Source organism: Nitratidesulfovibrio sp. HK-II (assembly GCF_003402415.2).
Taxonomy (GTDB): Bacteria; Desulfobacterota; Desulfovibrionia; order Desulfovibrionales; family Desulfovibrionaceae; genus Cupidesulfovibrio.
In genome coordinates, this window is the sequence record NZ_AP036014.1 from 2,685,515 (window position 1) to 2,707,356 (window position 21,842).

The 21,842-nt window shown below is 69.2% G+C and carries 19 protein-coding genes and 1 tRNA gene; 8 read left to right on the forward strand and 12 right to left on the reverse strand.

The window, feature by feature from the left end:
* Nucleotides 1-284 precede the first annotated feature (284 nt).
* The 3 genes from RVX_RS11205 to cobU all read right to left on the reverse strand — a co-directional run bounded on the left by RVX_RS11205 (nucleotide 285) and on the right by cobU (nucleotide 3,666).
* Entirely contained in the window at nucleotides 285-1,922 is a 1,638-nt protein-coding gene (locus RVX_RS11205) for an alkaline phosphatase (RefSeq protein WP_116305923.1), read from the reverse strand.
* 350 nt (nucleotides 1,923-2,272) lie between these two features.
* Nucleotides 2,273-2,953, reverse strand: a complete 681-nt coding sequence (locus tag RVX_RS11210; RefSeq protein ID WP_116305924.1) for a DUF2939 domain-containing protein — start codon at nucleotides 2,951-2,953, stop codon at nucleotides 2,273-2,275.
* 80 nt (nucleotides 2,954-3,033) lie between these two features.
* A complete protein-coding gene (gene cobU, locus RVX_RS11215) occupies nucleotides 3,034-3,666 on the reverse strand; it encodes a bifunctional adenosylcobinamide kinase/adenosylcobinamide-phosphate guanylyltransferase (RefSeq protein ID WP_230404567.1) in 633 nt (210 codons plus the stop codon).
* Nucleotides 3,667-3,954: 288 nt separating this feature from the next.
* Here cobU and RVX_RS11220 point away from each other — a divergent pair, with 288 nt between their 5' ends.
* The gene (locus RVX_RS11220; RefSeq protein WP_116305926.1) at nucleotides 3,955-4,404 is read left to right on the forward strand and encodes a metal-dependent hydrolase; all 450 of its coding nucleotides are present in this window, start codon (nucleotides 3,955-3,957) and stop codon (nucleotides 4,402-4,404) included.
* A gap of 279 nt (nucleotides 4,405-4,683) precedes the next feature.
* Here RVX_RS11220 and RVX_RS11225 read toward each other — a convergent pair whose 3' ends face one another.
* Nucleotides 4,684-5,943 carry a hypothetical protein gene (locus tag RVX_RS11225; RefSeq protein ID WP_116305927.1) on the reverse strand — a complete coding sequence of 420 codons (1,260 nt, stop codon included), beginning with the start codon at nucleotides 5,941-5,943 and terminating at the stop codon, nucleotides 4,684-4,686.
* Between the two features lie 340 nt (nucleotides 5,944-6,283).
* On the opposite strand from RVX_RS11225, the gene RVX_RS11230 reads away from it, so the two are divergent.
* Nucleotides 6,284-7,216 (forward strand): DMT family transporter, encoded by a 933-nt coding sequence (locus RVX_RS11230; RefSeq protein ID WP_116305928.1) that lies wholly within the window; start codon nucleotides 6,284-6,286, stop codon nucleotides 7,214-7,216.
* A 340-nt stretch (nucleotides 7,217-7,556) separates the two neighbouring features.
* Here the strand turns inward: RVX_RS11230 and RVX_RS11235 are convergent, their stop codons facing one another.
* The 3 genes from RVX_RS11235 to RVX_RS11245 form a co-directional block, all read right to left on the reverse strand.
* Nucleotides 7,557-8,435 (reverse strand): J domain-containing protein, encoded by an 879-nt coding sequence (locus tag RVX_RS11235; protein ID WP_116305929.1) that lies wholly within the window; start codon nucleotides 8,433-8,435, stop codon nucleotides 7,557-7,559.
* A 120-nt stretch (nucleotides 8,436-8,555) separates the two neighbouring features.
* Nucleotides 8,556-8,990, reverse strand: coding sequence for a YkgJ family cysteine cluster protein (locus RVX_RS11240; RefSeq protein WP_172596600.1), 435 nt, complete (start codon nucleotides 8,988-8,990; stop codon nucleotides 8,556-8,558).
* A gap of 53 nt (nucleotides 8,991-9,043) precedes the next feature.
* Entirely contained in the window at nucleotides 9,044-9,466 is a 423-nt protein-coding gene (locus RVX_RS11245; RefSeq protein ID WP_116305931.1) for a CoA-binding protein, read from the reverse strand.
* A gap of 318 nt (nucleotides 9,467-9,784) precedes the next feature.
* On the opposite strand from RVX_RS11245, the gene RVX_RS11250 reads away from it, so the two are divergent.
* The 3 genes from RVX_RS11250 (at nucleotide 9,785) to RVX_RS11260 (ending at nucleotide 12,437) form a co-directional block, all read left to right on the forward strand.
* Nucleotides 9,785-11,044 carry a M24 family metallopeptidase gene (locus tag RVX_RS11250; RefSeq protein WP_116305932.1) on the forward strand — a complete coding sequence of 420 codons (1,260 nt, stop codon included), beginning with the start codon at nucleotides 9,785-9,787 and terminating at the stop codon, nucleotides 11,042-11,044.
* A 128-nt stretch (nucleotides 11,045-11,172) separates the two neighbouring features.
* Complete coding sequence (locus tag RVX_RS11255; RefSeq protein WP_116305933.1) at nucleotides 11,173-11,805, forward strand: TetR/AcrR family transcriptional regulator; 633 nt, start codon at nucleotides 11,173-11,175, stop codon at nucleotides 11,803-11,805.
* A 113-nt stretch (nucleotides 11,806-11,918) separates the two neighbouring features.
* Nucleotides 11,919-12,437 carry a carboxymuconolactone decarboxylase family protein gene (locus RVX_RS11260; protein WP_116305934.1) on the forward strand — a complete coding sequence of 173 codons (519 nt, stop codon included), beginning with the start codon at nucleotides 11,919-11,921 and terminating at the stop codon, nucleotides 12,435-12,437.
* A gap of 154 nt (nucleotides 12,438-12,591) precedes the next feature.
* Here the strand turns inward: RVX_RS11260 and RVX_RS11265 are convergent, their stop codons facing one another.
* Entirely contained in the window at nucleotides 12,592-14,751 is a 2,160-nt protein-coding gene (locus tag RVX_RS11265; protein ID WP_230404568.1) for a protein-disulfide reductase DsbD family protein, read from the reverse strand.
* A gap of 149 nt (nucleotides 14,752-14,900) precedes the next feature.
* On the opposite strand from RVX_RS11265, the gene RVX_RS11270 reads away from it, so the two are divergent.
* A tRNA-Lys gene (locus RVX_RS11270) sits at nucleotides 14,901-14,976 on the forward strand.
* A 447-nt stretch (nucleotides 14,977-15,423) separates the two neighbouring features.
* On the opposite strand, the gene RVX_RS11275 is transcribed toward RVX_RS11270, so the two are convergent.
* Both RVX_RS11275 and metF read right to left on the reverse strand, forming a co-directional pair.
* Nucleotides 15,424-16,452 carry a glycosyltransferase family 9 protein gene (locus RVX_RS11275; protein ID WP_116306555.1) on the reverse strand — a complete coding sequence of 343 codons (1,029 nt, stop codon included), beginning with the start codon at nucleotides 16,450-16,452 and terminating at the stop codon, nucleotides 15,424-15,426.
* A 579-nt stretch (nucleotides 16,453-17,031) separates the two neighbouring features.
* Complete coding sequence (gene metF, locus RVX_RS11280; RefSeq protein ID WP_116305936.1) at nucleotides 17,032-17,907, reverse strand: methylenetetrahydrofolate reductase [NAD(P)H]; 876 nt, start codon at nucleotides 17,905-17,907, stop codon at nucleotides 17,032-17,034.
* A gap of 546 nt (nucleotides 17,908-18,453) precedes the next feature.
* Between metF and RVX_RS11285 the strand changes: the two genes are divergently transcribed.
* Nucleotides 18,454-19,329 carry a phosphodiester glycosidase family protein gene (locus RVX_RS11285; protein WP_230404569.1) on the forward strand — a complete coding sequence of 292 codons (876 nt, stop codon included), beginning with the start codon at nucleotides 18,454-18,456 and terminating at the stop codon, nucleotides 19,327-19,329.
* Between the two features lie 17 nt (nucleotides 19,330-19,346).
* Here the strand turns inward: RVX_RS11285 and RVX_RS11290 are convergent, their stop codons facing one another.
* Together RVX_RS11290 and RVX_RS11295 are read right to left on the reverse strand one after the other, a co-directional pair.
* Nucleotides 19,347-20,201 carry a dienelactone hydrolase family protein gene (locus RVX_RS11290; protein WP_230404570.1) on the reverse strand — a complete coding sequence of 285 codons (855 nt, stop codon included), beginning with the start codon at nucleotides 20,199-20,201 and terminating at the stop codon, nucleotides 19,347-19,349.
* A 334-nt stretch (nucleotides 20,202-20,535) separates the two neighbouring features.
* The gene (locus RVX_RS11295; protein WP_116305938.1) at nucleotides 20,536-21,123 is read right to left on the reverse strand and encodes a DJ-1/PfpI family protein; all 588 of its coding nucleotides are present in this window, start codon (nucleotides 21,121-21,123) and stop codon (nucleotides 20,536-20,538) included.
* 358 nt (nucleotides 21,124-21,481) lie between these two features.
* Between RVX_RS11295 and RVX_RS11300 the strand changes: the two genes are divergently transcribed.
* Entirely contained in the window at nucleotides 21,482-21,787 is a 306-nt protein-coding gene (locus tag RVX_RS11300; RefSeq protein WP_116305939.1) for a zinc ribbon domain-containing protein, read from the forward strand.
* Nucleotides 21,788-21,842 lie beyond the last annotated feature (55 nt).

Consider the following 21,842-nt stretch of genomic DNA (forward strand, 5'->3'; position numbering starts at 1 on the left):
AAGCCTGTCCCGAGTCCGGCGCGCCCGGCGCTTCGGCCCCTCTTGCATCGCCCGCTCCCACAGTGCCGTTCGCCGTTCCTTCAAGTCCGGTGGTCATGTGCTCTCCTGCGTGGTGGTGCACCGCGCCCTTCGCAGTGCTCCGGGATGGCGCATCGCGCCCCGCCGCCTATCGGTCTGCCGCCCATGCGGGAACGGGCCGGACCACGGGATTGCCCCGCCGCCCGGCCCGCAGTGTGGTCGTCCTTGCCGGTCTGCCCAACCGGCCCGGTCCGGCCCGGTCCGGCCTAGTTGGCGGCCACGGCCTGCCCGGGCTGCCCGGCAGGCAGACTGGCGGCCTGCCCGGCAACCGGGCCGGTCACGGCACTGCCCGCATCCGCCCTGTCGGCGGGCTTGCCGCCAGCCTTCGCGGCACCCTTCAGGCCCATGGTTTCGGCCATGCGGGTGAAGATGTCGGTGTTGTCGTAGAACCCGCCAAAGCGCTCCGCGCCCACCCCACCGGCGGATGTCAGCACCGGCACGCCGGTGTGCGAGTAGGTCGTCCACGAAATGCCCGATTTCTGGTTCAGCAGGTGGGTAATGGTGACGGTGAACGGCTCGTACTCGCCGTAGAGCAGGTAGTCCTGCTCCGAAAGGTCCTTGCGGTCGCCGCCCTTCATGCTGCGGTCGAAGGCGGCGCGCAGTTCCGCCACCTCGAAGTCCTTCAGCACCATGCCCGCCGCGTCGCCCTCCTTGGGCAGGGCGGCACGCTCGGCGTCGGACAGCACGGCCAGGCCGAAGTTTTCGCGCACCATGGGCAGCACGTCCTCGAACCTGGCCTGCGGATTGGCCTTGCGGAAGGCGGCGAACTTCTCGTCGAAGGCCACGTACGAAATCTTCTGGTGCTTCAGGCGGGTGTGGTACGAATCATACTTGGTGCCCGCAAACCCGATGGACATGCCGCCGGTCTCGTGGTCGCCGGTGACGATAACCAGAGTGTCGGCCGGGTGCTTGCGCTGAAACTGCATGGCCTCCGCCACGGCCGCGTCGAAGGCCAGCACGTCGGTGATGGAGCTGACGGCGTCGTTGGCGTGGCAGGCCCAGTCCACCTTGCCGCCTTCCACCATCATGAAGAAGCCCTTGGGGTTGTCCAGCAGCTCCAGCCCCTTGCGGGTCATCTCGGCAAGGCTCACGTCGCCGGGCGCGGCATCCATGGCGTAGGGCATGGCCTGCTCGTCCTGCAGGCGCGGGTTCACGAACACCACGCGCTCCTTGCCGGGCTTCAGGGCGCGGTATTCCGCGGCGTCGTTGACGTAGCGAAAGCCGCCAGCGCGGATGGCGTCCACCACGTTGCGCTTTTCGCCTTCCATCTTCGACTTCTTGCCCGCCGGGTCCAGAAAGCCGCCGCCCGCGAAGTAGTCCATGCGGCTGGCGGCCAGTTCCAGCCCGATCTCGTAGTAGTTCTTGCGGCTGGGCTGATGGGCATAGAACGCGCCGGGGGTGGCGTGGTCCAGCGAGACGGTGGAGACGATGCCCACCTTCATGCCCTTGTCGCGCGCCATTTCGGCAATGGAGGTGACGGGCACGTTCTTGCCGTCCACGCCAAGGCCCCGGTTGGAGGTCTTCACCCCACAGGCCATGGCCGTCCCGGCGGCGGCGGAGTCGGTGATCAGTGAATCGATGGAATAGGTGGTTGTGGCCCCCTGCACGGGCAGCTGGCTCATGTTCAGCTTGACGATGCCGGGGGTGGCGTCGCCCTTCTGCGCGGCCAGATACAGTTCGGCAGCATTGCGCTGGGCCATGCCCATGCCGTCGCCGATGAGCAGGATGACGTATTTGGCCTGCGCCGCCTGCTTCGCATGGGCGACGCCCACGGTGCAGCACAGCAGAATGGCGAACAGGGCGATGGCCGCCCGTGCCGCGTGATGCCAACGGGAACAGTTCATGAGCCGGACCTCCTGCATGGTGGGACAAGGTGGGGCCGCCGGGCGGGCCGGGCGCATTCCCCCTCCGGGGAGTGGGGGCGCGGGCGGCGGATTGCCGGGCGGTGCGAGTGTCCACCATGTCGCCCATGCCCGTGACGCATGCGTGACGATCTGGCGGCGCTTGCGTCTCGTGCAGTGCGCACTTTCGCAAGGCGCTGCAACGCAAAGGGCCGCACGCGATCATCGCATGCGGCCCGATAGTACGGAAGGGACGAAAGGGGCGAAAGGGGCTGCGTGGTTCCGGCTGCCCGCAGCGGGGGCACCGGCAGACCGCCGCCCCCCGGCAAGCCGGACCGGGGCGGGCCGAAGTCCTACCGGTTTTCCGCTTCCTTGCGGATGGCGGCAATGAGCGCGGCGGCGTTGGTCACGTCGGTGACCTGCCAGTTGCCCGCCTCGCGCCTGGTCAGGGCCAGGTCCACGGGGTAGGAGCGCTCGCTGCCGTGGTCGAACAGCACCACCGAGGCGGCGGCCTTGTCGCCGTCGCGGGTCACGGACTTCACGCCGCGCAGTTCCTTGCGGCCCACGGAGGCGTCGGAGAACAGGGGCGAGAACAGGCCACCGTCGGAGGCCTGGCGTTCCTTCTTCACCGGCTTGCCGGAAAAGTTGCCGGACGACACGCCCCACACCACGAACTTGCGGGTTTCTTCGGCCACCAGCATCTTCACGGTCTGGGCGGTCTGCGACTGCGCGCCCGACTGCACCGCGCTGGACAGCATGGCCAGCAGGGGCAGGGTTTCGCCGCTGCCGGAAAGGGCCTTGGGCGGGCGCGACACCAGGTCGGCCATGAAGGCGTCCACGCCGCGCTGGGTGATGCGGCCCACGTCCACGTACTTTTCCAGCAGGGCGGCATCATGGGTGTCTATGGCGGTCTGCACCTGACGCAGGGCGGCTTCCGGGGTTTCCTCGCCAGCGGCAAGGGCGGGGGCGGCCAGCAGCAGGGCCACGGCCAATGCAAGGCAGAGAGAAATCAGGCTGCGGAAATATTTGAGCATGTGAATTTCCTGTTCAGGGGTTGAAACCGCACGGGCGGCACATGCGGCTTCTACTCCAGCGGCGGGCCGGGGTCCAGCCCCTACCCCGCGCAGACGGCGGGCACCCTGCCCTTCACGGCCAGCGGCTGCCCGCTGACGGCCAGGATCACGTCGGTGCAGGCCGACGCCAGCAGTTGGTTGGCCTCGCCGGACAGATCGCGAAAGCGGCGGCCCAGCGGCGTTTCCGGCACCACGCCCCAGCCCACTTCGTTGGTCACCACGGCCACGGGCACGGCGGCCGTGCGCAGCAGCGCGGCCAAATCTTCCACCCCGCGCAGGATGGCCACGTCGTCATGGTCGGCCAGCATGCGGTTGGTCAGCCACAGGGTGACGCAGTCCAGCAGCACGCCATGGGGACGGGGTTGCGCGGCGGGTTCGCCCGCGCCCGGCCCCATGCACCCGCGCAAGGCCGCGCACACGTCCAGCGGTTCTTCCACCGTGCGCCAGCCAGCGCCGCGCGCGGCCTGATGCCGCCGCACCCGCTCGGCCATCTCCGCGTCGCGGGCGGCCCCGGTGGCGATGTACACCCGCGTCGCCCCCAGCGATTCCACCCAGCGCTGGGCCAGCCCGCTCTTGCCGCTGCGGCAGCCGCCGGTGAACAGGATGGTGCGGACGGCTGCGGCGGCCTGCTGGCCGGGGGAGGAGAATGCGTCGGCGGGCGATGCTTCGGACATGGCGGATTCCACGGTTGGCGGTGACAGGGACTGTGCCGGACGGCGGGACAGGACGAAAGGGGCGAACGGGGCGAAGGGGCACGCGGGCGGGCGGCACGGGCAGCCCATGCAGCCCCCTCACGCAGCCACCCCCATGTAGCATGGGCCGCCCCGGCCTAGCCAGCGCGCCCCGCTTGCCCGGCGGGCGGGGGGTGGCATATGGTCGCCCGGCGCGCAGTGTGGAGCCACGGCCCACGGCCCGCGCCGCACGTTCCCATCCGCGTTCCCCCACCCCAACCCACATCACCAATGCCCGGATACCGCACCCATATCATCGGCGGCGCCGTGCTGGCCGCCGGAGCCCTGTTCGCCGCGCAGACCCTGCGCGTGCATGCGCCCGGCCTGCCCACCCAGGCCGCCCAACTGGCCGTGGCCACCGCCTTTGCCCTGGCCCCGGACGTGGACACCCACTCGCGCGGGCGCTCCTGGTTCTATGGCCTGCTGGTGCTGGCCGACGCGGCGCTCATCGCCACCCGGCACTATCAGTGGGCTGCCCTGCTGGGGCTGCTGGCCATGCTGCCCGCCATCGACGGCCACCGGGGGTGGACCCACACCTGGTGGGCCATGCTGCTTGTGCCGCTGCCGCTGCTGCTGGCCCCGGTGCTGCTGTACGGCTGGGCCTGGCAATCCGCCGCGCCGTGGTACCTTGCCGCCGTGCTTGGGTATTTTTCGCATCTCCTGCTGGACCGCCAGTTCTGACGGTTCTGCCAACCCTGCCAGCGCTGCTAGTTCTGCCAGTTCTGACGGTTTTGACGGTTCTGACAGTCCGGGAACAATACGGGGACGAAAGGCAACGGGCACGCCGGATCGTCCGTGGAAGCCGATGCGTCCCGCCCGCCCCGTTCCCCACGGTTCCGCCCAATCCGCCCGGTCCCGCCCCGATTCCGCCCTTTCCCCACCACATGACCCACCCAACGAAAACGCCGCGAAGGGTTGCCCCCCCGCGGCGTCGTTCATCTCGTCATGCTCCCTGAAGCGTTACTGGCGCGCGGCCTGCGCCGCCCTGTCGAAACGGGCGGCCATGTCCGTCAGCACCGTGGCGGCCATGCGCACGGCGTCCATCTTCTCCGGCTTGCCGTTGGCCCGGCGGTACACCCACCCGGCAGCGTAGACCAGTGTGTCGTCGTCCAGCCTGCGGGCGTCGGGGTTGCGGCGGATGGCCTCGGCCAGGGTTTCGCGGGCGCGCTCGCGGGCCATGATGGCCTGCTGGTACGCCTTGCCGGTCATCTCCATGATGCGCCGGGCCTGCTCCGCCAGATGCGCGGAATTGCCCTCGCGCGCGGTGTCGTAGCCGAACACGGCATCCTGATACTTGGCGTTGGCCTCCAGCGCGGTGTGCTGGGCCGTAAGCCACGCGTTCACCCGCACCACCGCGTCGGGCATGCCCGCGATCTCGCGCAGGGCGCCGCCCAGGCCGCGCAGGCGGGTGGCGTACAGGCTGTACATTTCCGCCACCTCGGCGGTGGTCAGCGCGCGTTCCTTGCCCTTGTCGGTAATTTTGGCGGCCGACGCCTCGGTGGCCATGGCCAGCATGAACCGGTCGGCGTACAGGCGTTGCAGCGCTTCGAGCATGGCCGGGGTGAAGGCGTACTCCAGCACGCCGGAACGCCCGGCGTTCAGGTCGTCGCCGGACCACGACAGGCCGGTCATGCTCACGCCGTAGCGCATGTTGGCCGACTTCAGGCTGGGGGCAACCCAGCCGGAGGCGCGCGCCTCCATGTGCGTCCCCTTGGGGTAGTAGCTTTCCACCAGCCACTTGGCCACGTCTTCCACGAAGGCGAAACGCACCACCGCGTCGTCCTGGGCGAAGGCCCCGTCCGGGCTGGTGGCGTTGAGGCCCGGCGCAGCGGCCGTGGCATTGGCCTGGGCGGTGGCGGCCGCATCGCCGTCCATGGGCACCATGGAGGGCAGCGTGCCGTTGGTGGCGTTGGGACCGAGGATGGCGGCGTCGGTGCCGGTCATGTTGGCCTGCCGATCGGGCACGGCGTCGCGCAGGACCAGGTCCCGCAGTTCCCACAGGGCCACGCCCGCGATGACGACGGCCAGCAGGAACACCCAGACCAGCTTGCTGCGCTGCCGCCTGGGCGGTTTCGGCATGTCCAGCAGGCTGCCTTCCCGCCGGGCGGGGCCGCTCTCGAAGCGGTCGGAATTCCCGTGACTGGCGGAGTTGGAAGGTTCGCGGCTGGGAGTCTGGTCCGGGGTCTGGTCGGGGGTCTGGTCGGGCGTTTCAGGGGCCATCCGGGCATCCTCCTGCGGGCGCGGGCCGTGCGGCGCGGGCTCCGTTGGTCGGGCGTGTTCGTTCAAGGTGTGTCTGGCCAGAGGGGGCCGGGCAGGCCGGGACGGCGCGCCACATGGACTGTGCAACCGGGCGCACCTGCCAGCAGCCGGCGGGCATGTCTCGGCCCTGTGTACCATCCCGAGAGGCCACTGTGAAGCCGCCGCGAGGTTAAGGAAACATTACGCGCCACTGCACGTGCCGTCCCCAGCCATCCGCGTGTGGCGTGCGGGCGTGCCGTGCGGGCTTGCCTTCCCCCCCGCCATCGTTCACAACACCGGTACGACACATTGGGAGGACGCCATGCCGCTGGCCGGATACGGCTTCGTGCTGCTTGCCGCCGGGTTGTGGGCGCTCATCGGCCCGCTGGCCCGCTACTGCCTTGCCGAAGGGGTTACCCCGCTGGAAATCGCCTTCTGGCGCGCCACCTTCGGCGCGCTGTTCTTCGGTCTGCACGCGGCCCGGCACGGGCTGTGGCGCGCCCCGGCGCGCGACGCGGCAACCTTCGCCGCCTTCGGGCTGGTGGGCGTGGCGCTGTTTTTCGGGTCGTACCAGCTGGCCGTGCGCGAAGGCGGGGCGGCGTTGGCCTCCATCCTGCTGTACACCGCCCCGGCGTGGGTGGCGCTGCTTTCGCGGCTGTGCTTCGCTGAACCGCTGACCCGCGCCAAGCTGGCGGCCCTGGGCCTGGCCATGGCCGGGGCCTTCCTGATCTGCCGGTCGGGCGGGGGGTTGCAGGGCGGTGCCAGCGCGGCGGGCATCGGCTACGGCCTGCTGGCGGGCTTCACCTATTCGCTGCACTACGTGTTCAGCCGCCACTTTCTGCACCGCCATTCTCCGGTCACCCTGTACCTGTTCTGCCTGCCCGTGGGGGCGCTGGCCCTGCTGCCCTTCGTCAGCTTTGTGCCCAAGGGGCCGCTGGCGTGGGCGCTGCTGGTGCTGGGCATGGGGCTGGTGACCACCTACGGCGCGTACATGGCCTACTGCGAGGGCATGCGCCGCCTTTCCCCAACCCGGGTGGCCGTGGTGGCCAACTTCGAGCCGGTGCTGGCGGCCCTGCTGGCCTACTGGCTATGGGACGAACTGTTCCCGCCCTCGGGCTGGCTGGGGGCCGGGCTGGTCATCGCGGCGGTGTTCTGCGTGGTGCTGGACGGTGCGCGGGCGGGCGACGCGGGCGTGTCCCGCGCGGCCGTTGGCGCGGATGGAGCAGACGGGGCGAAAATGGAAGAGGCCGGTTGAGCCACCGGCCTCACGCGCGGGCATTGGCCCGCAAGGAAACTCGCAGAGCGAAAACGGGGGGGGCGCCGGTCCGCTGGAGGGTTTTTCCAAATTAGGATTTTCATTCGTGGGCAAGGAAAACAAGCCTGCCATGAGGGAGTGCGGCAGCCGTTAGGCGAGTTTGCGAGTCTTACGGATGGCGACCGCAGAGCGTACTCTTGCTGTATTCGAGCAAAATGGCAGGCGAAGTTTGACCGCTCTGCGCACGATGTCCGTAGGGCTCGCAAGCTCGCCCAACGGCCACGCTTCGCGCCCTTCGGGTCGGACGCCAACGGGCGAAAGGCCAATTTGGAAACACCCTCTACAGTACCTTGGCGAGAATGCGCAAATACAGGTCGCCCTGCCACGGGCCGATGCGCTTGCCCAGTCCCTTGAGCCGGATGGGCCGGCCCACCACGTAGTCCTGCGGCAGGGTCACCTCCACGGTGCGTACCTCGCCGGACAGGCCCTGGGTCACCTGCAAGCGCAGCCGCGCCCCCGGCACGATGCTGAGCGCGGGCAGGTACACCGTCTGCTCGTCGTCGATCTGGCGGCGCAGCCAGCCCTTCACCGCCCCGCCGATGCCGTGGGTGAGATCCACCGTCAGGGCCTTGCCGCCCCATTCCAGGCTGAGCTTGCGCTTCTTGGGCGGGCGCGCCGCCAGCCCGCCGCCGTCGCGGCGGATCTGGCTGTAGATGTCTTCGAACACCCGCCGGGCGAAGGGGTCGCGCAGGATGTCCTGCAACACCTCGTCCTGCCCGGCCTGGTAGGTGGCCTCGGCCTTGCGCCGGTTGCGGTCGGCTCCGCTGGCCGCCCGCGCGGAGGATGCGCGGCCCGCTGCCCCCGCTGATGCCCCCGCCGACGTTCCCGCCGATGCGGATGACGCCGACGCTCCGGCTCCCCCGGTTCCCATGTCACCGAAGCGCTGGCGGGCCTGCTCGTAGGCGCGGGCGGCCTCGCGTTCGGCCGTTTCACGTTCGGCCGCGCCGCTGCCGTTGCCGCCAGAACCGGCCGTGTCCAGCGTGCGCGAAAGCAGCACGTAGGCCTCGTTCAGGCGCTGGAAACGGCGGGCCGCCTCGGGCCTGCCGGGGTTCAGGTCCGGATGCAGTTCGAACGCCAGCTTGCGGTACGCCTTCTTGACCTCGTCAAGCGACGCGCCGTTGCCGACCTGCAGTATCCGGTAGCATTCCCTCAGCGTCACGCGACCTCCGCGCCTGCATTTGCCCTGCCCGCAGCCCTTTCGGCTGTTTTGGCGAAAAACCTTACCGTTGCCGCGTCCCCTGGGCCGCTTGGCCGGTCGGCCGGTCGACCGGTTGGCCGGCTACTTGCCGCCGTCCTTGTGCCTGTCCAGCACCAGGGCGTTGGCCTCGCACGTGCAATCGCAGGCCAGCAGGCCCCGTTCGGCAAGATAGGCCCGCCCGGCGGCGGCGAATTCCGCGTGGCGCACGTCGGACCGGATGCCGGGGCAGTATTCCTTGGCCATGGCCAGGCTGTCGGCGTCCACCAGGTTGCCGCGAAAGAACGGCCAGGCCCGGCAGATGTCCGGTTTGCCCTCGTGCACGGTGCAGCCGCGTCCCACGGCGAAGAACACGCAGTTGCCGTCCTGCCCGGTGCGCACCTTCAGCTTGCCGTTGCGGCGTTCGCCGTAGGCGGCCTCGAAGGCTTCCGGCGTCATGCCCAGAAAGGCGCAGATGCGCGCAAGATCAGTGGGGCTGACCACGATGCCGCCCTCGCCCTGGCAACACTGGCCGCACATGCGGCAGTCGAAGGCCGCGTCCCACGGGGCGGAAGATGCAGAATCGTTGACGCTCACAGCAGCCCCCCGGCCATCAGCCGCCGATGCTCCACCATCAGGCACAGGTCCTCCACCACGGCCACGCCGCGCTCGAACAGCATTCGCCCCGCCTCGGGGCTGGTGATGCCAGACTGCATCCAGAACAGACGCGGCAGGCGCGGCAGGGCCAGCACTTCCACAGCATGGGCCGGGCAGTGTTCCGGCGCGCGGAACACGTTGACTATGTCCACGTCCACCGGCACGTCGCCGATGGCGGGATAGGCCTGCATGCCCCACACGGTGCGGCGCACCGGGTGCACCGGGCGCACGTCGTATCCGGCCTCAATAAGATAGCGGCCCACCATGTCCACGGGCTGGCCGGGCTTGTCCTTGGCGCCGATGACGGCGATGGTGCGCGATTCGCGCAGTATGGTGCGAAGCGTTGCGTCGAGCAGCATCCTGTACCTCTGGAACCATGATATGCGCCGAACCCGCGATGCGCGCCCCGCAAGGGGATGCGCGCGTCCCTGGCCCTTTCTGCGGTCGCGTTGCCGTTGCCGACCGCGAGCAACAATCCGGAAACATCTCCTCTACCCGGCCTTGCCGCCAAGCGCAATCGCCGCGCCCGGACGCTGCATCCGCCGGGTCGGACATGCGTGGCCGAAGCGGCAGGACCGGGTTCGCGGTCCGACTGGGGCACGGTTGCGCCTCGCCGCCCCTTGGCCTACCCTGTGCCCCATCGCCGGAACCGCAGCCGCAAAGGAGTCGCCGCGCCCATGTCCCACGCCCACGCTTCGCACGCCCTAGCGCCCCGCCCGTTCACCGCCGCCGAACGCCTGCCCGCCGAAGAAGCCCGGCTGCGCCAGTCCCGCCTGCGCGACATCCTCGCCGCGCTGGCCCCAGAGGCAGGCGGGCTGATGGCCTTTTCGCGCGTGGCCATCTACTACCTTACCGGCACGGCGGGCAACGGCGTAGTGTGGCTGCCGCGCGAAGGTGAACCCGTGCTGCTGGTGCGCAAGGGCGAGGAACGCGCCCGGCTGGAAAGCCCGCTGGACAACATCGTGTCCTTCCGCTCCTACGGCGACCTGCCCGGCCTGTGCGCCAACGCGGGCAGCCCCCTGGCCCCGGTGGTGGCGGCGGAAATGTCCGGCCTGCCGTGGTCGCTGGCCACCATGATGCAGCAGCGCCTGGCGGACGTGGCCTTCATGCCCGGCGACGCGGTACTTACCCGCGCCCGCGCCCGCAAGACCCCATGGGAACTGGTCAAGCTGCGCCTGGCCGGGGCCCGCCACCACGAATGCCTGCATGACGTGCTGCCCGGCCTGATGCGCCCTGGCATGACCGAGCGCGAGATTTCGCACCTGGCGTGGCAGGTGTTCTTCAGCCGGGGGCATGGCGGCCTGATGCGCATGGGCGCGCCGGGCGAGGAATGCTTTCTGGGGCACATCGCCGCCGGGGACAACGGCAACTACCCCAGCCATTTCAACGGCCCGCTGGGGCTCAAGGGCGAGCACCCGGCCATCCCGTTCATGGGGTACGCGGGCTCGGTGTGGCGGCATGGCACGCCGCTGGCGCTGGACATCGGCTTCTGCCTGGAAGGCTACCACACCGACAAGACGCAACTGTACTGGGCGGGCAACGCCGCCTCCATCCCCGACCCGGTGCGCCGCGCCCACGACCTGTGCATCGAGGTGCAGGCCCGCGCGGCGGAACGGCTGCGCCCCGGCGAGATACCTTCGGACATCTGGCGATCCACGCTGGATATCGTGGAACGCGCGGGCCTTTCCGAAGGGTTCATGGGGCTGGGTTCCAACAAGGTGCAGTTCCTGGGGCACGGCATCGGCCTGACCATCGACGAGTACCCGGTCATCGCGCACCGCTTCGACGAACCGCTGGAGGAAGGCATGACCCTGGCGCTGGAACCCAAGATGGGCATTCCCGGCCTGGGCATGGTGGGAGTGGAAAACACCTTCGAGGTCACCCCCACGGGCGGCCGCCCGCTCACCGGCACAGCGTTCGACATGGTGTGCGTGTAGCGTCCGCCCCGATTCCGCATGCCACAACAGGCTGGCAGAATTACGAAAGGCCGCTTTCGCACCGACGAAGGCGGCCTTTTTGCCGTGCGTGCTTGACCGACATAGACGACTGGTCTATTAGTTGCCCCATGAAACGCGACGCACGCCGTGCCATCCTCGACGCCGGGGCCGAACTGGTTCACCGCAAGGGGTTCAACAACACCGGCATCAAGGAGATCCTCGACCTTGCCGGCGTTCCCAAGGGCTCGTTCTATTTCTATTTCCCCAGCAAGGAAGAGTTCGGGCTTGCGCTCATCGACCATTACCGCGAGGTGCGCACCCCGGCCCTGGCCCAGGTGCTGCGCGACGCCTCCGTGCCGCCGCTGGACCGGTTGCGCACCTTCTTCGAGTTGGCCCGTCGCCGCTACGAGGAATGGGACTACGAGCGCGGCTGCCCCTTCGGCAACCTGGCGCAGGAAATGTGCGACCTTTCCCCCGCCATGTGCGAAAAGTTGCGCGGGGTGCTCGACGGACTGTCCAGGGCCATGGGCGACATCCTGAACGAGGCCGCCGCGCGCGGTGAACTGGCGCCCGGCGTGGAACCCTACGAGGCCGCCGCCTTCATCATGGACGCCTGGGAAGGGGCCATCCTGCGCATGAAGGCGGAAAAGAACGCCCAGCCTCTGCTGCGCCTGGAAAAGATGCTCTTCGCCCGCATCCTGGCCGCACAACCGCCAGAAGCGGCGGAAACGGCGGGCGCGCCCACCGCAACGGGCGCCTAGCGTCCTCTCCCGCTCCCGCACCCCGTGAATCCGCTCGATCAAGCACAGGAACATCCGGCCATCTCAATAGGCGACCGGTCTACTACAAGCCAACCGTCAGACAAGGAGCCCCCATGTACCTCGTGAACACCGTGGAGCGCGACAAGGCCGAAGGCATCGTGGCCGACACCTACGCCCTGGTTCCCGCGCAGATCGACATTCCCGTGCCCATGCGCCTCTTGAGCGCAACCCCCGGCCTGATGGAGCGCCAGGCCAACATGATCCGCTATTTCCGCCACCACGATCGGCTGACGCCGCCGCTGCTGGCGGCCATCCGCTACGTGGCCTCGGAGAAGTTCGCCTACGCCCCATGCGCCGTATTCAACCACGACCTGCTGCGCGCCCAGGGCATGAGCGAGGGGGACATCGCCAACCTGTCCTGCAAGCCAGTGGAAACCCCGCTGGACGAAAGCGAAGCAGCCGTGCTGGCCTTCGTGACCAAGGCCGTGAACGCACCGGGCGCGGTCACCCGCGCGGACATCGACGCGCTGGTGGAACTGGGCTGGCGCGAATCGGACATCGTGGACGCCGTACAGTCGGCCGCCAACATGCTGGGCATGTCGCTGATGTACCGCACCTTCGTGCGCGATTAGTCCCGCTGGCCAACGTCGGCGGCACAACGGGGGTACACCCGCAGCCCGCCCACTCCCGTGCCACCGCGCCTTCACCTTCGTGGCACGACGACAAAAGCGCCGTCCGGGCATTGCCCGGACGGCGCATCGCATTCATGCAGCGGGCCGCCCGCCGCTAGTCCTTCCATTCCTGTCTGGGTTTGCCGAATGCCTCCAGCAGGGCCTGCTCCATCTGCCCGGAGGTGAACAGGTCGCGCAGCACCACCGGAGAGGCGGACAATATCCCCTTGGGGAACAGCGCCACCACGGGAATGCTGCTGCTGCCCAGCGAGCGCAGCAGGGCCTGGGCCTCGGGCGATTCCGCCGTCATGTCCACCCGCACCAGCCGCGCGCCGTAGCGCTGCGCCCACTCGGACACCGCGGCATCGGACAGGGTGGTCTGCTCCAGCAGCTTGCAGTTGGGGCACCAGTCGGCGGTGAAGTCCACGATGAGCATCTCGCGCCCCAGCATGTCACGGAACCCGGCGGGCTCGAAGGGTTCCCACCGGGCGGACGGAGCCGACGGCGCGAAGGCCAGCCACACCGTCGCCGCCACCAGCGCCGACGCGGCGAAGCGCACCGCTGTCCGGCGGCGCGGCGAAGCGTCCAGCCCGCCCCAGCGCCCCCACATCCACGCGGCAAAGGCCACTGCCAGCAGGGAGACCAGCGCGGGCATCATCCATGCATCGGGCAGGATGGTCAGCAGGTACAGCGCGGTGCCCATCAGGAAGAAGCCTACAAGTTGCTCCAGCGTGCCGGTCCACGCGCCTGGCCTGGGGAAATGGCGCACCAGGCCGGGCCGGGCCGCCAGCACCAGGTACGGCAGGGCCATGCCCAGCCCCACCGAGGTGAAAACGAAGGCCATGATCTCCGGCGGCTGCTGAAAGGCCCAGCCCAGCACGCCGCCCAGCAGCGGGCCGCTGCACGGGGTGGCCAGCAGCGTGGCCACCAGTCCGGTGAAGAACGGCTGCGCCCGGCCCGATCCGGTAGTCCCGGTGGCCGCCACGGCCTTCAGGTCCAGCACGGGCAGGGTGAACAGCCCGAACATGCTGAGGCCCAGGCCAAAGACCACCACCAGCAGCCCCATGACCACGCCGGGCCGCTGGAACAGCTGGCCCCAGGCCAGGCCAGCCCCGCCCAGGATGAACGCCAGCAGCAGGAACCACGCCATGATCCCGGCCGCGAACAACAGGTTGTGTTCGCGAAAATGCGCCTTGCGCTCATCGTCGCCGCCAATCCCCGCCACGGCCACGAAGCCGCTCAGTTTCAGGCTGATCACCGGCAGCACGCAGGGCATCAGGTTCAGCAGCAGGCCCGCCAACAGCCCCAGCAGCAGCGCCTTGCCTAGGCCGGACACCTCGAGTTCCGGCACCAGGTAGCGCGGCGCGAAATTCCAGTGGATGGCTTCGGGTTGCGCAGACATGGCGGCGCCCGCCCCGTCGGTGGCGTTGGCGGAGGCCTGCGCGTCGGGCATGCCCGGCAGGGGCACCGAGCGCCCCCCCTTGCCGAAGGGAATGGTCACCCTGTCGCCCTGCTCCTGCGGGGCCGCCTTGTTGGGCGCGGACCCGACCGTGGCGGGCGGAGCGGTTGTGGCGGACGCGCCGGTACTGGCTGACGCGGAGCTTCCCTTTTCTCCGGCGCGGGGCGAAGCGGCCTGCGCGCTCGCCTCCTGCCTGGCCGGTGCTCCCTGCACGGCGGGACGCGCCGCGCGAAGGTCCTCCGCCCACGGTTGTTCGTCGGCGCGGGGCAATCCGCCCAGCCCTGCGGAATCCACGCGAAACTCGACGCCGCCGCGATACGGCAGGCAATTGCGGTCGGAGCAGAGCAGCAGCGAAACCGCCGCCACCAGGTCGCGGTCCAGATACCCCTGCGGCAGGCGCACGAATACCGGCGCGCGCCCCTCGTACACCCGCACCCGCTGGCCGGGCGTCAACGGGTCCATGATTTCGCGGCCCGCCGGGTACAGCACGCCCGCCGCCACTGCCGGGGTCGGCGGAGCCGTCGCGGCGGGCGCGGCGGCGCGCACGGTGACCACTGTGGGCAGGCCCACGCCGCCCTTGCCGCCGCTGCCGTCCGTGTCGTTGGCATAGGCGTGGTATCCGGCGGGCAGGTCCAGCCATACGACAACCAGCGCGCCGTCCTCGCCGCCGCGTACCTCGCGGAAGGTTTCGGTGGTGATCTCCGGGCGGGGGCCGAGCCCCGGAGAGGCCCCCAGGGGGGCGGAAGGCCCGCCCGAATCGGCTGCCCTGGCGGGAATGCCGAGCATCGTGGCCCACAGCAGCCCGACCAGCAGCACGGCAAGTAACCGCGCCCCACAAATCTTCATCTGCAAATATTTTTTATTATTGTATTTTTTCATAATCTTGGAAAAAAATCAAAGTGCCGGAAAAATCCGCTTGACTTCGGAGCGGGTTCTCTTTAGTTTCCCCTTCGCGTTGAGGCGCTGGGCCATTAGCTCAATTGGTAGAGCAGCTGACTCTTAATCAGTTGGTTCGGGGTTCGAGTCCCTGATGGCCCACCAGAGCAAACGAAACCCCGCAGTGGAAACCCGCTGCGGGGTTTTTGCGTTGCATGGGTGCAAAAGCGACAGTACCGCGACATGAATTCTCCGCATGTTTCCGTGCATGGCGGCCACTGCTGCATGACACGGCATGAAATCACCGACGCTCCGCAACGCATCGCCCCCATCCGGGGCGGCTTGTGCATGCCCGTGCACATTCACGGACGCATCCCCTGCCGCGCACCAGCCCCGACGGCACAAGCCGGGCATGGCCCGTCTGCCCCCTCACGGCCCGAAACGCCCAAAGGGGGGCCGCATGGTAGTGTAGCCGCTTTCCACGTGCCGCGAAAGCCCGAACACACGGCCCTTTTATAATCTCCGGGGCAGCCCGGCCGACGGTACCAGCGCGAAATCCGCACGCCCGCCAAGAAACGGGGCCGGACGGCCCGTGGCGCGGCTGCCGTCGCCCTATCCCCGCCCCACGGCGGCAAGATGGCCCAGCATGGCGTCGCACACCGTTTCGGGCGTCAGGCGCACCAGGCAGGCCAACTGCTCCGGATTGGCGCACTCGTTGCGGTTGCAGGGCTGGCAGTCCAGCCCCAGCGCCATGTGGAAATGTTCCGGCGCGGGAAAGGACCACGCCTTGCTGGTGGCCCCGCGCACCACGAAGGTGGGCGTGCCCACGGCCGTGGCGATGTGGCACGGCGCGGAACAGTTGCCCACGTGCAGCACGGCCTCCGCGATGCAGGCGGCCATTTCGCGCAGCGACAGCATGCGCCCGGGCATCAGCACCTTTTCCGGGCAGTCGCAGGCGGCCGTCACCGCGCGCACGTCGTCCTCCTCGCCGGGGCCGAACAGGGGCATGAACCGCAGCGAAGGATCCCGCGCGGCGGCCAGCGAAAGCAGCCTGCCGTAATGTTCGGCAGGCCAGCGCCGGGTGACGCGGCGGTGCGTGGGGTCCACGGTGATCAATCGCTGCCCCGGCGCAAGCCCCAGCGAGGCCAACAGTTCGCGCGCGGCGGCGCGTTCCGCGTCGGACAGGTACAGCCGGGGGCGCTCGCCGTTCCAGCGCACCCCCAGCGGCTCCAGAACGCTGGCCTTGGCCATGGCGGCGTAGCCCGAGCGCGGCTTCACCCAGTGGGTGAACAGCCAGCGGTTGTACCATTCCGGCGTGTACGACAGGCGCACCCGGGCGCGCGACAGGGCCACCACCCACCGGCATCGCGGCAGTTGCTGAAAATCCACCACCACGTCAAAGCCGGTGCGCGCCACCTTCCAGTAAAAGGCCACCTCGCGGGCAAGCGAGGCCAGGTCCTTTTTGTCGATGGCCCACACTGTGTGCACGGCGGGGTTGCCCTCCAGCATGGGAGTGCATTTGCGCTCGGTGAGCACGTGCAACTCGGCATGGGGCAAGGCGCGGTGCAGCAGTTCCAGCGAAGGGGTGGCCAGCAGCACGTCGCCGATCTGCCGCAACTGGCAGACCAGGATGCGCCGCACGCTGGCGGGGTCGATGATGGGGGGGCCGGAATGACCGGCGGCGGGAACCGCGGGCGAAGGGATGGGGGATGTGCTGTTCACGGGTGCTCCGGTCTGGAATGGTGCCGTGCTACCGTCTTGCGCACGGTGCGTCAACCGGAGGGAAACGCGGGAATGCGGCCCGTCGCGGAAAGGACGGACAAGAACCATGCGCCGCCCACCCGCACCATCCATGGGCGGCCCCGAAGCGCTACGCCCCCACCACGCACGGCACGGACCACGACACTGGCCACGGAAAAAGCCCCCGGAGACCTGGCGGCTCCGGGGGCCTTGAACCGCTGGCGGCGGCGCGCCGCGCCAATCGGGAACTGGCAAGCCCTCTTGCGCAGCCGGTACCATGACCGTTGTGTTCCCGACGTGGCGCGGGCCGGTGCGGGTGCCATCCGCGCCGTGCCTCGCCTGAAAATGCGGTGAGATGCGTCCGCGCCGTGTTGTTGCCCTGCGGCGCGAACAGACTGATCAAACAATCAGCAATTCCCGTATTGCCGAAGCCGCACGGAAAGTCAAGCGCCCGTGCGGCCTGCCGGGATAACCCGGCAACTACTTCATGCCCACCGCTTCGGCGATGCGCAGGCAGGTGTCGGCGCGGTTCAGCGTATACAGATGGATGCCCGGCGCGCCGCCGTCCAGCAAGGTACGGATCTGCCGCTGCGCGAAAGCGATGCCCGCCTCCTTCACGGCCTCTGCCCCGCCCTTTTCGTTGGCGGCCTCCAGTTCCAGGTACAGGTTGCCGGGAATGTTGGCCCCGCACAGCGAAAGGATGCGCCGCACCGACTCCAGGCTCTGGATGGGCAGAATGCCCGGCAGCACCGGCTTGTCCACGCCAAGGCCGCGCAGCCGCTCCACGAAATCGAAATACTCGCGCACGTCGAAGAACAGCTGGGTGACGATGAAGTCCGCCCCGGCGTTGACCTTGTCGGCCGTGTGACGCAGGTCGCTGGCGAAGCTGGGCGACTCGGGATGGGCCGCAGGGTACCCGGCCACACCCACGCCCATGTCGGGCTGTTCGCTGCGGGTAAAGCGCACCAGGTCGGCGGCGTAGCGGAATTCCGCCGTGTCCCAGTCGAAGTCCTGCCCCTTGGGGGCGTCGCCGCGCAGGGCCAGCACGTTGTCCACGTTCACTTCGCGCAGGCGGCGCAGGTAGTCGGCGATGCGCTCGCGCGTGGCGCCCACGCAGGTCAGGTGGGCCATGGGCTCAAGCCCCATGACGTTCTTGAGGTGCGAGGTGATTTCCAGCGTGTTGTCCTGGGTGGAGCCGCCCGCCCCATAGGTGACCGAGGCGAACAGCGGGTTCAGGGCCTTCAGCCGTTCCACGGTGGCGAAGAAGCCGGGCCAGTTCTCCCGCTCCTTGGGGGGAAAGAACTCCAGCGAATAGAAGGGGCTGGTGCTGGCGGCGATGCGGTCTCTGATCTTCACGGCGTGTCCTTTGCCGCCATGCGCTGGCGTGCTGCGTGTGCTGTCGTGTGGGTCTGGATGACGGCGGGCTGGCCTGCGGTCCACCGGGCCTGTCGGCGCGACTGGTGCGCCCCTTGGACCATACCGGAAGCAACCGACCAGCATGTGGCGGCCCCGCCCGTGCATCCTGCGGACCGTTCTATATCAAGCTATCTTGATATGTCAATATTGAAATGTTCTTTCCCGAAAGCAAAACCGGCCAACGCTGCCCGTTGCGCCACGCACGGGTTTCCCCTAAACTGCCTCCCTGCGCCAGGGGGGTGCGCACCCGCCCGGCACGGGCGAGGCCATGGCCTCGTACCTTCGTCCCCCTGTCCGCCGCCCGCCGCGCCAGCCCGACAGCGCTGCCCCGCCGGATCATCGCCGTGAACTTGGCCGTCACCCCACCGCCATACCCGCCCCATATCCGCCATGACCGTCACCGCCCTTCCTTCCACCGCGTCCGCGCGCCTCGCCCCGATTGGCCTCGTCCGGCCGGGAGCCTGCACGCGCGCCCTGCGGGGGGGAGTGATCTTGCTGGCCTTGCTGTGGGCATGGGGGGGCGTGCTGTTTCCGGCGGACCTGGCCCACGCCGAGGACGCCCCCGGCTGGACCGAACTGGACACCGGGCTGCAACTGGGGGTGTTCAGCGCGCCCGACGCGCCCGATGGCCCAGAACGCATCGTGGCGGTGCGCATCGACCCCGCCTACTACGAATTCAGCCTGCACACCACGTCCGAAGAGGGCGAACCGGCCCTTTCGCTGGCCGAATGGGGCCGCCGCCACGACCTGAACGCGGTGATCAACGCCAGCATGTACCTGCCCGACGCGCGCACCAGCACCGGCTACCTGCGCAACGGCGAGCACCTGAACAACCCGCGCATCGGCGGCAACCTGGGGGCGTTCTTTGTGTTCGGGCCGCAATCGTCCGACCTGCCCCAAGTCGATCTGTTGGACCGCACCGCCGACCCGTGGGAAGCTCTGCTGCCGCAGTACCGCTCGGTGGTGCAGAACTACCGGCTCATCGGGGCCAACCGGCGCATCCTGTGGCCGCAGGGCGGACCGCTGTACTCGGTGGCCGCCGTGGGGCAGGACACAAGCGGGGCCATCCTGTTCCTGCACTGCCGCGAACCGCTCACGGCGTGGCGCTTCGCCACCATCCTGTTGGCGCTGCCCATAGACATCCGCGACGTGATGTACGTGGAGGGCGGCCCGCAGGCCGGGCTGTACCTGCGCACGCCCCTGCGCACCGACGTCTGGATGGGCCGCCACCCGGCCGACTTCTGGAGCGGCGGCAACGCGGCCGCCCCCCTGCCCAACGTGCTGGGTGCGCGCCGCAAGGCCACGCCCCCGCAGCCCGGCCTGTTCCCCGACGGCCGCGAACGGCCCGCGCCGCAGTTCTAGCCCGCCCGGCTGGGACTTCACCCATTCATCAGACACTCCCCGAAAAAGCGCAGCACGTCGTCCCACGCGCTTGCCTCGGTGCGCGGGCAGTACCATGACCCCGCGACGTCGAAGTCGGTTCCGTACGCCGCGTTGCAGAAGCCGTGGCCCGCGCCCGCGTGCAGCACCACCCGGCAGTCCACGCCCGCGTCGGCCATCTCGCGCACGAAGGGTTCCACCTCGCGCAGGGGAACGACGTGATCATGCCCGGCCAGATGCACCACCAGCGGGCAATGCGCCGCGCCGGGCGCTGCCTGTTGCGACGAGGAAAGGTAGCCATACATGCTGGCCGCGCCGCGCAGGGGCGCACCGGAACGGACCAGTTCCAGCACGGCACCGCCGCCCAGGGAAAAACCCATGGCCAGCAGGCGCCCTGCATCCACGCCGTCCACCCCCGCCAACGCATCCAGCCCGGCCCGCGCGCGCAAGAGCAGCAGCGCCCGATCATCGCGCAGCGGGCGCAGGCAGGCGCGGGCCTGCTCGAAATCGGTCGGCCGCAACGCGGTGCCGTACAGGTCGGCGCACAGCACGGCGTACCCGGCCCGCACCAGCCGCGCGGCGCTGCGGAACAGGTAGCCGCCAAGACCGGTGTATTCGTGCAGCAAGAGCACGCCGGGCACGCCGCCGGACGGCCCTTCCCCGCTGGCCGCGTCGAACCCCTCCGGCAGGAACAACCGCCCTTCGCAGTCCACCGTGCCGCCCGGACGGGCGGCCCCCACCGCACTGACGGGCGCAACGTACGCCACCGTCCTGCCCGCCCGCGCCAGTTCGGCATCGTCGGCAAACAATCCGACGGCTTCGTCCCACATGCCCTTCCCGGCATCCTTGCTCATCCGGCCTCCCCATGGCGGCACCCGCTATACGCAGCGACGTCCGGCGGGTGAGCCGGACGTCGCGCTACACAAACATCTTCCACGATACACGCCTGAACACTTATGCCTTTCTTCCCTATACCCCGCGACGGTCTTCCGTCGCGGAGGCTGGTGCGGAAACGATGTACGTAATTACGAGTTTTGTCCGCCGGGCAAGGCGGGTTGGTGTTTTTGAGCGCAGCGTACTTCGGTACGTGAGCATCAAAAACGACAAGCCAACGCCGCCCGGCGGCAAAAGGCGGATTTCGTCCACAACGTTGCCGCATGCGGAAGGGCAGCGGTGCGCATCACACAGCTAGGGCTCAATGCGGGAGCCCAGCACCCCCAGGAACTTGCGCATCCACTCGGGATGCGCGGGCCACGCGGGCGCGGTGACCACGTTGCCGTCCACGCAGGCATTGGTGAACGTCTCATTCACCTCGCACCACGTGCCGCCCGCGCCTTCGATGTCCGGCTTCACGGCGGGGTAGGCGGTGCAGGTCAGCCCCTTGACCACCCCCGCCGTCACCAGCACCTGCTGGCCATGGCACACCGAGGCGATGGGCTTCTTCGCCGCCGCCATCTCGCGCACGATCTCGATGACGCGCGGATTCAGGCGGATGTATTCGGGCGCGCGGCCGCCGGGAATCACCAGCGCGTCGTAGTCCGCCGTGTTCACCGCGTCGAAGTCGGCGTTCAGGGTGAAGTTGTGGCCCGGCTTTTCGGAATAGGTCTGATCGCCCTCGAAGTCGTGCACCGCCGTGCGCACCTGCTGCCCCGCCTTCTTGCCGGGGCACACCGTGTGCACGTCGTGCCCCACCATCACCAGCATCTGGAACGGCACCATGACTTCATAGTCTTCCACGAAGTCTCCCACCAGGAACAGAATCTTCTTCACAGCCATGTCATGCTCCTTTGCTGCCGGCGGGTGGGGCGGGCCCTGCGGCCGCCGCCCGGCGCTGCCGGTCGGGGGTTGAGGGATGGGGATGTACGCGCCGTTGCGGCGCAACGCTTGCGTCCCGGCGCGAAATGATTATTGAGGTCCGGACGCCCAAGGGGACGCTGCAAGACCGATCCCCCCGCCGACGCGGCTCGTCCCGCCCCGTCAGACCGCCCAATAGGCAAGACATGGACAGGGACCGGAACGGCCACGCGCGGGAGTGTTTGCGCATTCTATCAATAGCGCGTTCGGCGGCGGCTTACAACCGGAACCACACCCCAAGACCGGCCTGAAACCGGCCGACACGCAAAGGTCACACGCCATGCCCATGTACGAATTCGCCTGCCAGGGATGCGGCGCCACGTTCGAGGAACTGTGCGCGCGCGACGCGGAAACCTGCGCCTGCCCCGCCTGCGGCGGCCAGGGTTCGCGGCTGATGTCCGCCGCCACGCCCAAGCTGCGCACGGGCAGCCCGCTTACCAGCACGCCGCGCAACTCGGGCGCCGGGGCCTCGACCGGGTGCGGCTGCGCCACTACCCCGTCCGGCTGCGCCTGCGCCGCCGGTGCATCCCCCAAGCCGGGCGGTTGCGGCAGCGGTGGTGGCGGGGGGTGCGGCTGCGCCAACTAGGGACCCGGCGCACATCGTCCTCTTTTCATGACGAAACGGCGGGCCATCCCAAGGG

Bases quoted from the DNA above. Each gene is read 5' to 3' on its own strand.
- RVX_RS11300 (WP_116305939.1), top strand. From the start codon at position 21,482: ATGCCCATGTACGAATTCGCCTGCCAGGGATGCGGCGCCACGTTCGAG.
- RVX_RS11260 (WP_116305934.1), top strand. From the start codon at position 11,919: ATGTACCTCGTGAACACCGTGGAGCGCGACAAGGCCGAAGGCATCGTG.
- RVX_RS11295 (WP_116305938.1), bottom strand. From the start codon at position 21,123: ATGGCTGTGAAGAAGATTCTGTTCCTGGTGGGAGACTTCGTGGAAGAC.
- RVX_RS11225 (WP_116305927.1), bottom strand. From the start codon at position 5,943: ATGGCCCCTGAAACGCCCGACCAGACCCCCGACCAGACCCCGGACCAG.
- RVX_RS11245 (WP_116305931.1), bottom strand. From the start codon at position 9,466: ATGCTGCTCGACGCAACGCTTCGCACCATACTGCGCGAATCGCGCACC.
- RVX_RS11255 (WP_116305933.1), top strand. From the start codon at position 11,173: ATGAAACGCGACGCACGCCGTGCCATCCTCGACGCCGGGGCCGAACTG.
- RVX_RS11250 (WP_116305932.1), top strand. From the start codon at position 9,785: ATGTCCCACGCCCACGCTTCGCACGCCCTAGCGCCCCGCCCGTTCACC.
- RVX_RS11230 (WP_116305928.1), top strand. From the start codon at position 6,284: ATGCCGCTGGCCGGATACGGCTTCGTGCTGCTTGCCGCCGGGTTGTGG.
- RVX_RS11205 (WP_116305923.1), bottom strand. From the start codon at position 1,922: ATGAACTGTTCCCGTTGGCATCACGCGGCACGGGCGGCCATCGCCCTG.
- RVX_RS11210 (WP_116305924.1), bottom strand. From the start codon at position 2,953: ATGCTCAAATATTTCCGCAGCCTGATTTCTCTCTGCCTTGCATTGGCC.
- cobU (WP_230404567.1), bottom strand. From the start codon at position 3,666: ATGTCCGAAGCATCGCCCGCCGACGCATTCTCCTCCCCCGGCCAGCAG.
- RVX_RS11290 (WP_230404570.1), bottom strand. From the start codon at position 20,201: ATGAGCAAGGATGCCGGGAAGGGCATGTGGGACGAAGCCGTCGGATTG.
- RVX_RS11240 (WP_172596600.1), bottom strand. From the start codon at position 8,990: ATGTGCGGCCAGTGTTGCCAGGGCGAGGGCGGCATCGTGGTCAGCCCC.
- RVX_RS11220 (WP_116305926.1), top strand. From the start codon at position 3,955: ATGCCCGGATACCGCACCCATATCATCGGCGGCGCCGTGCTGGCCGCC.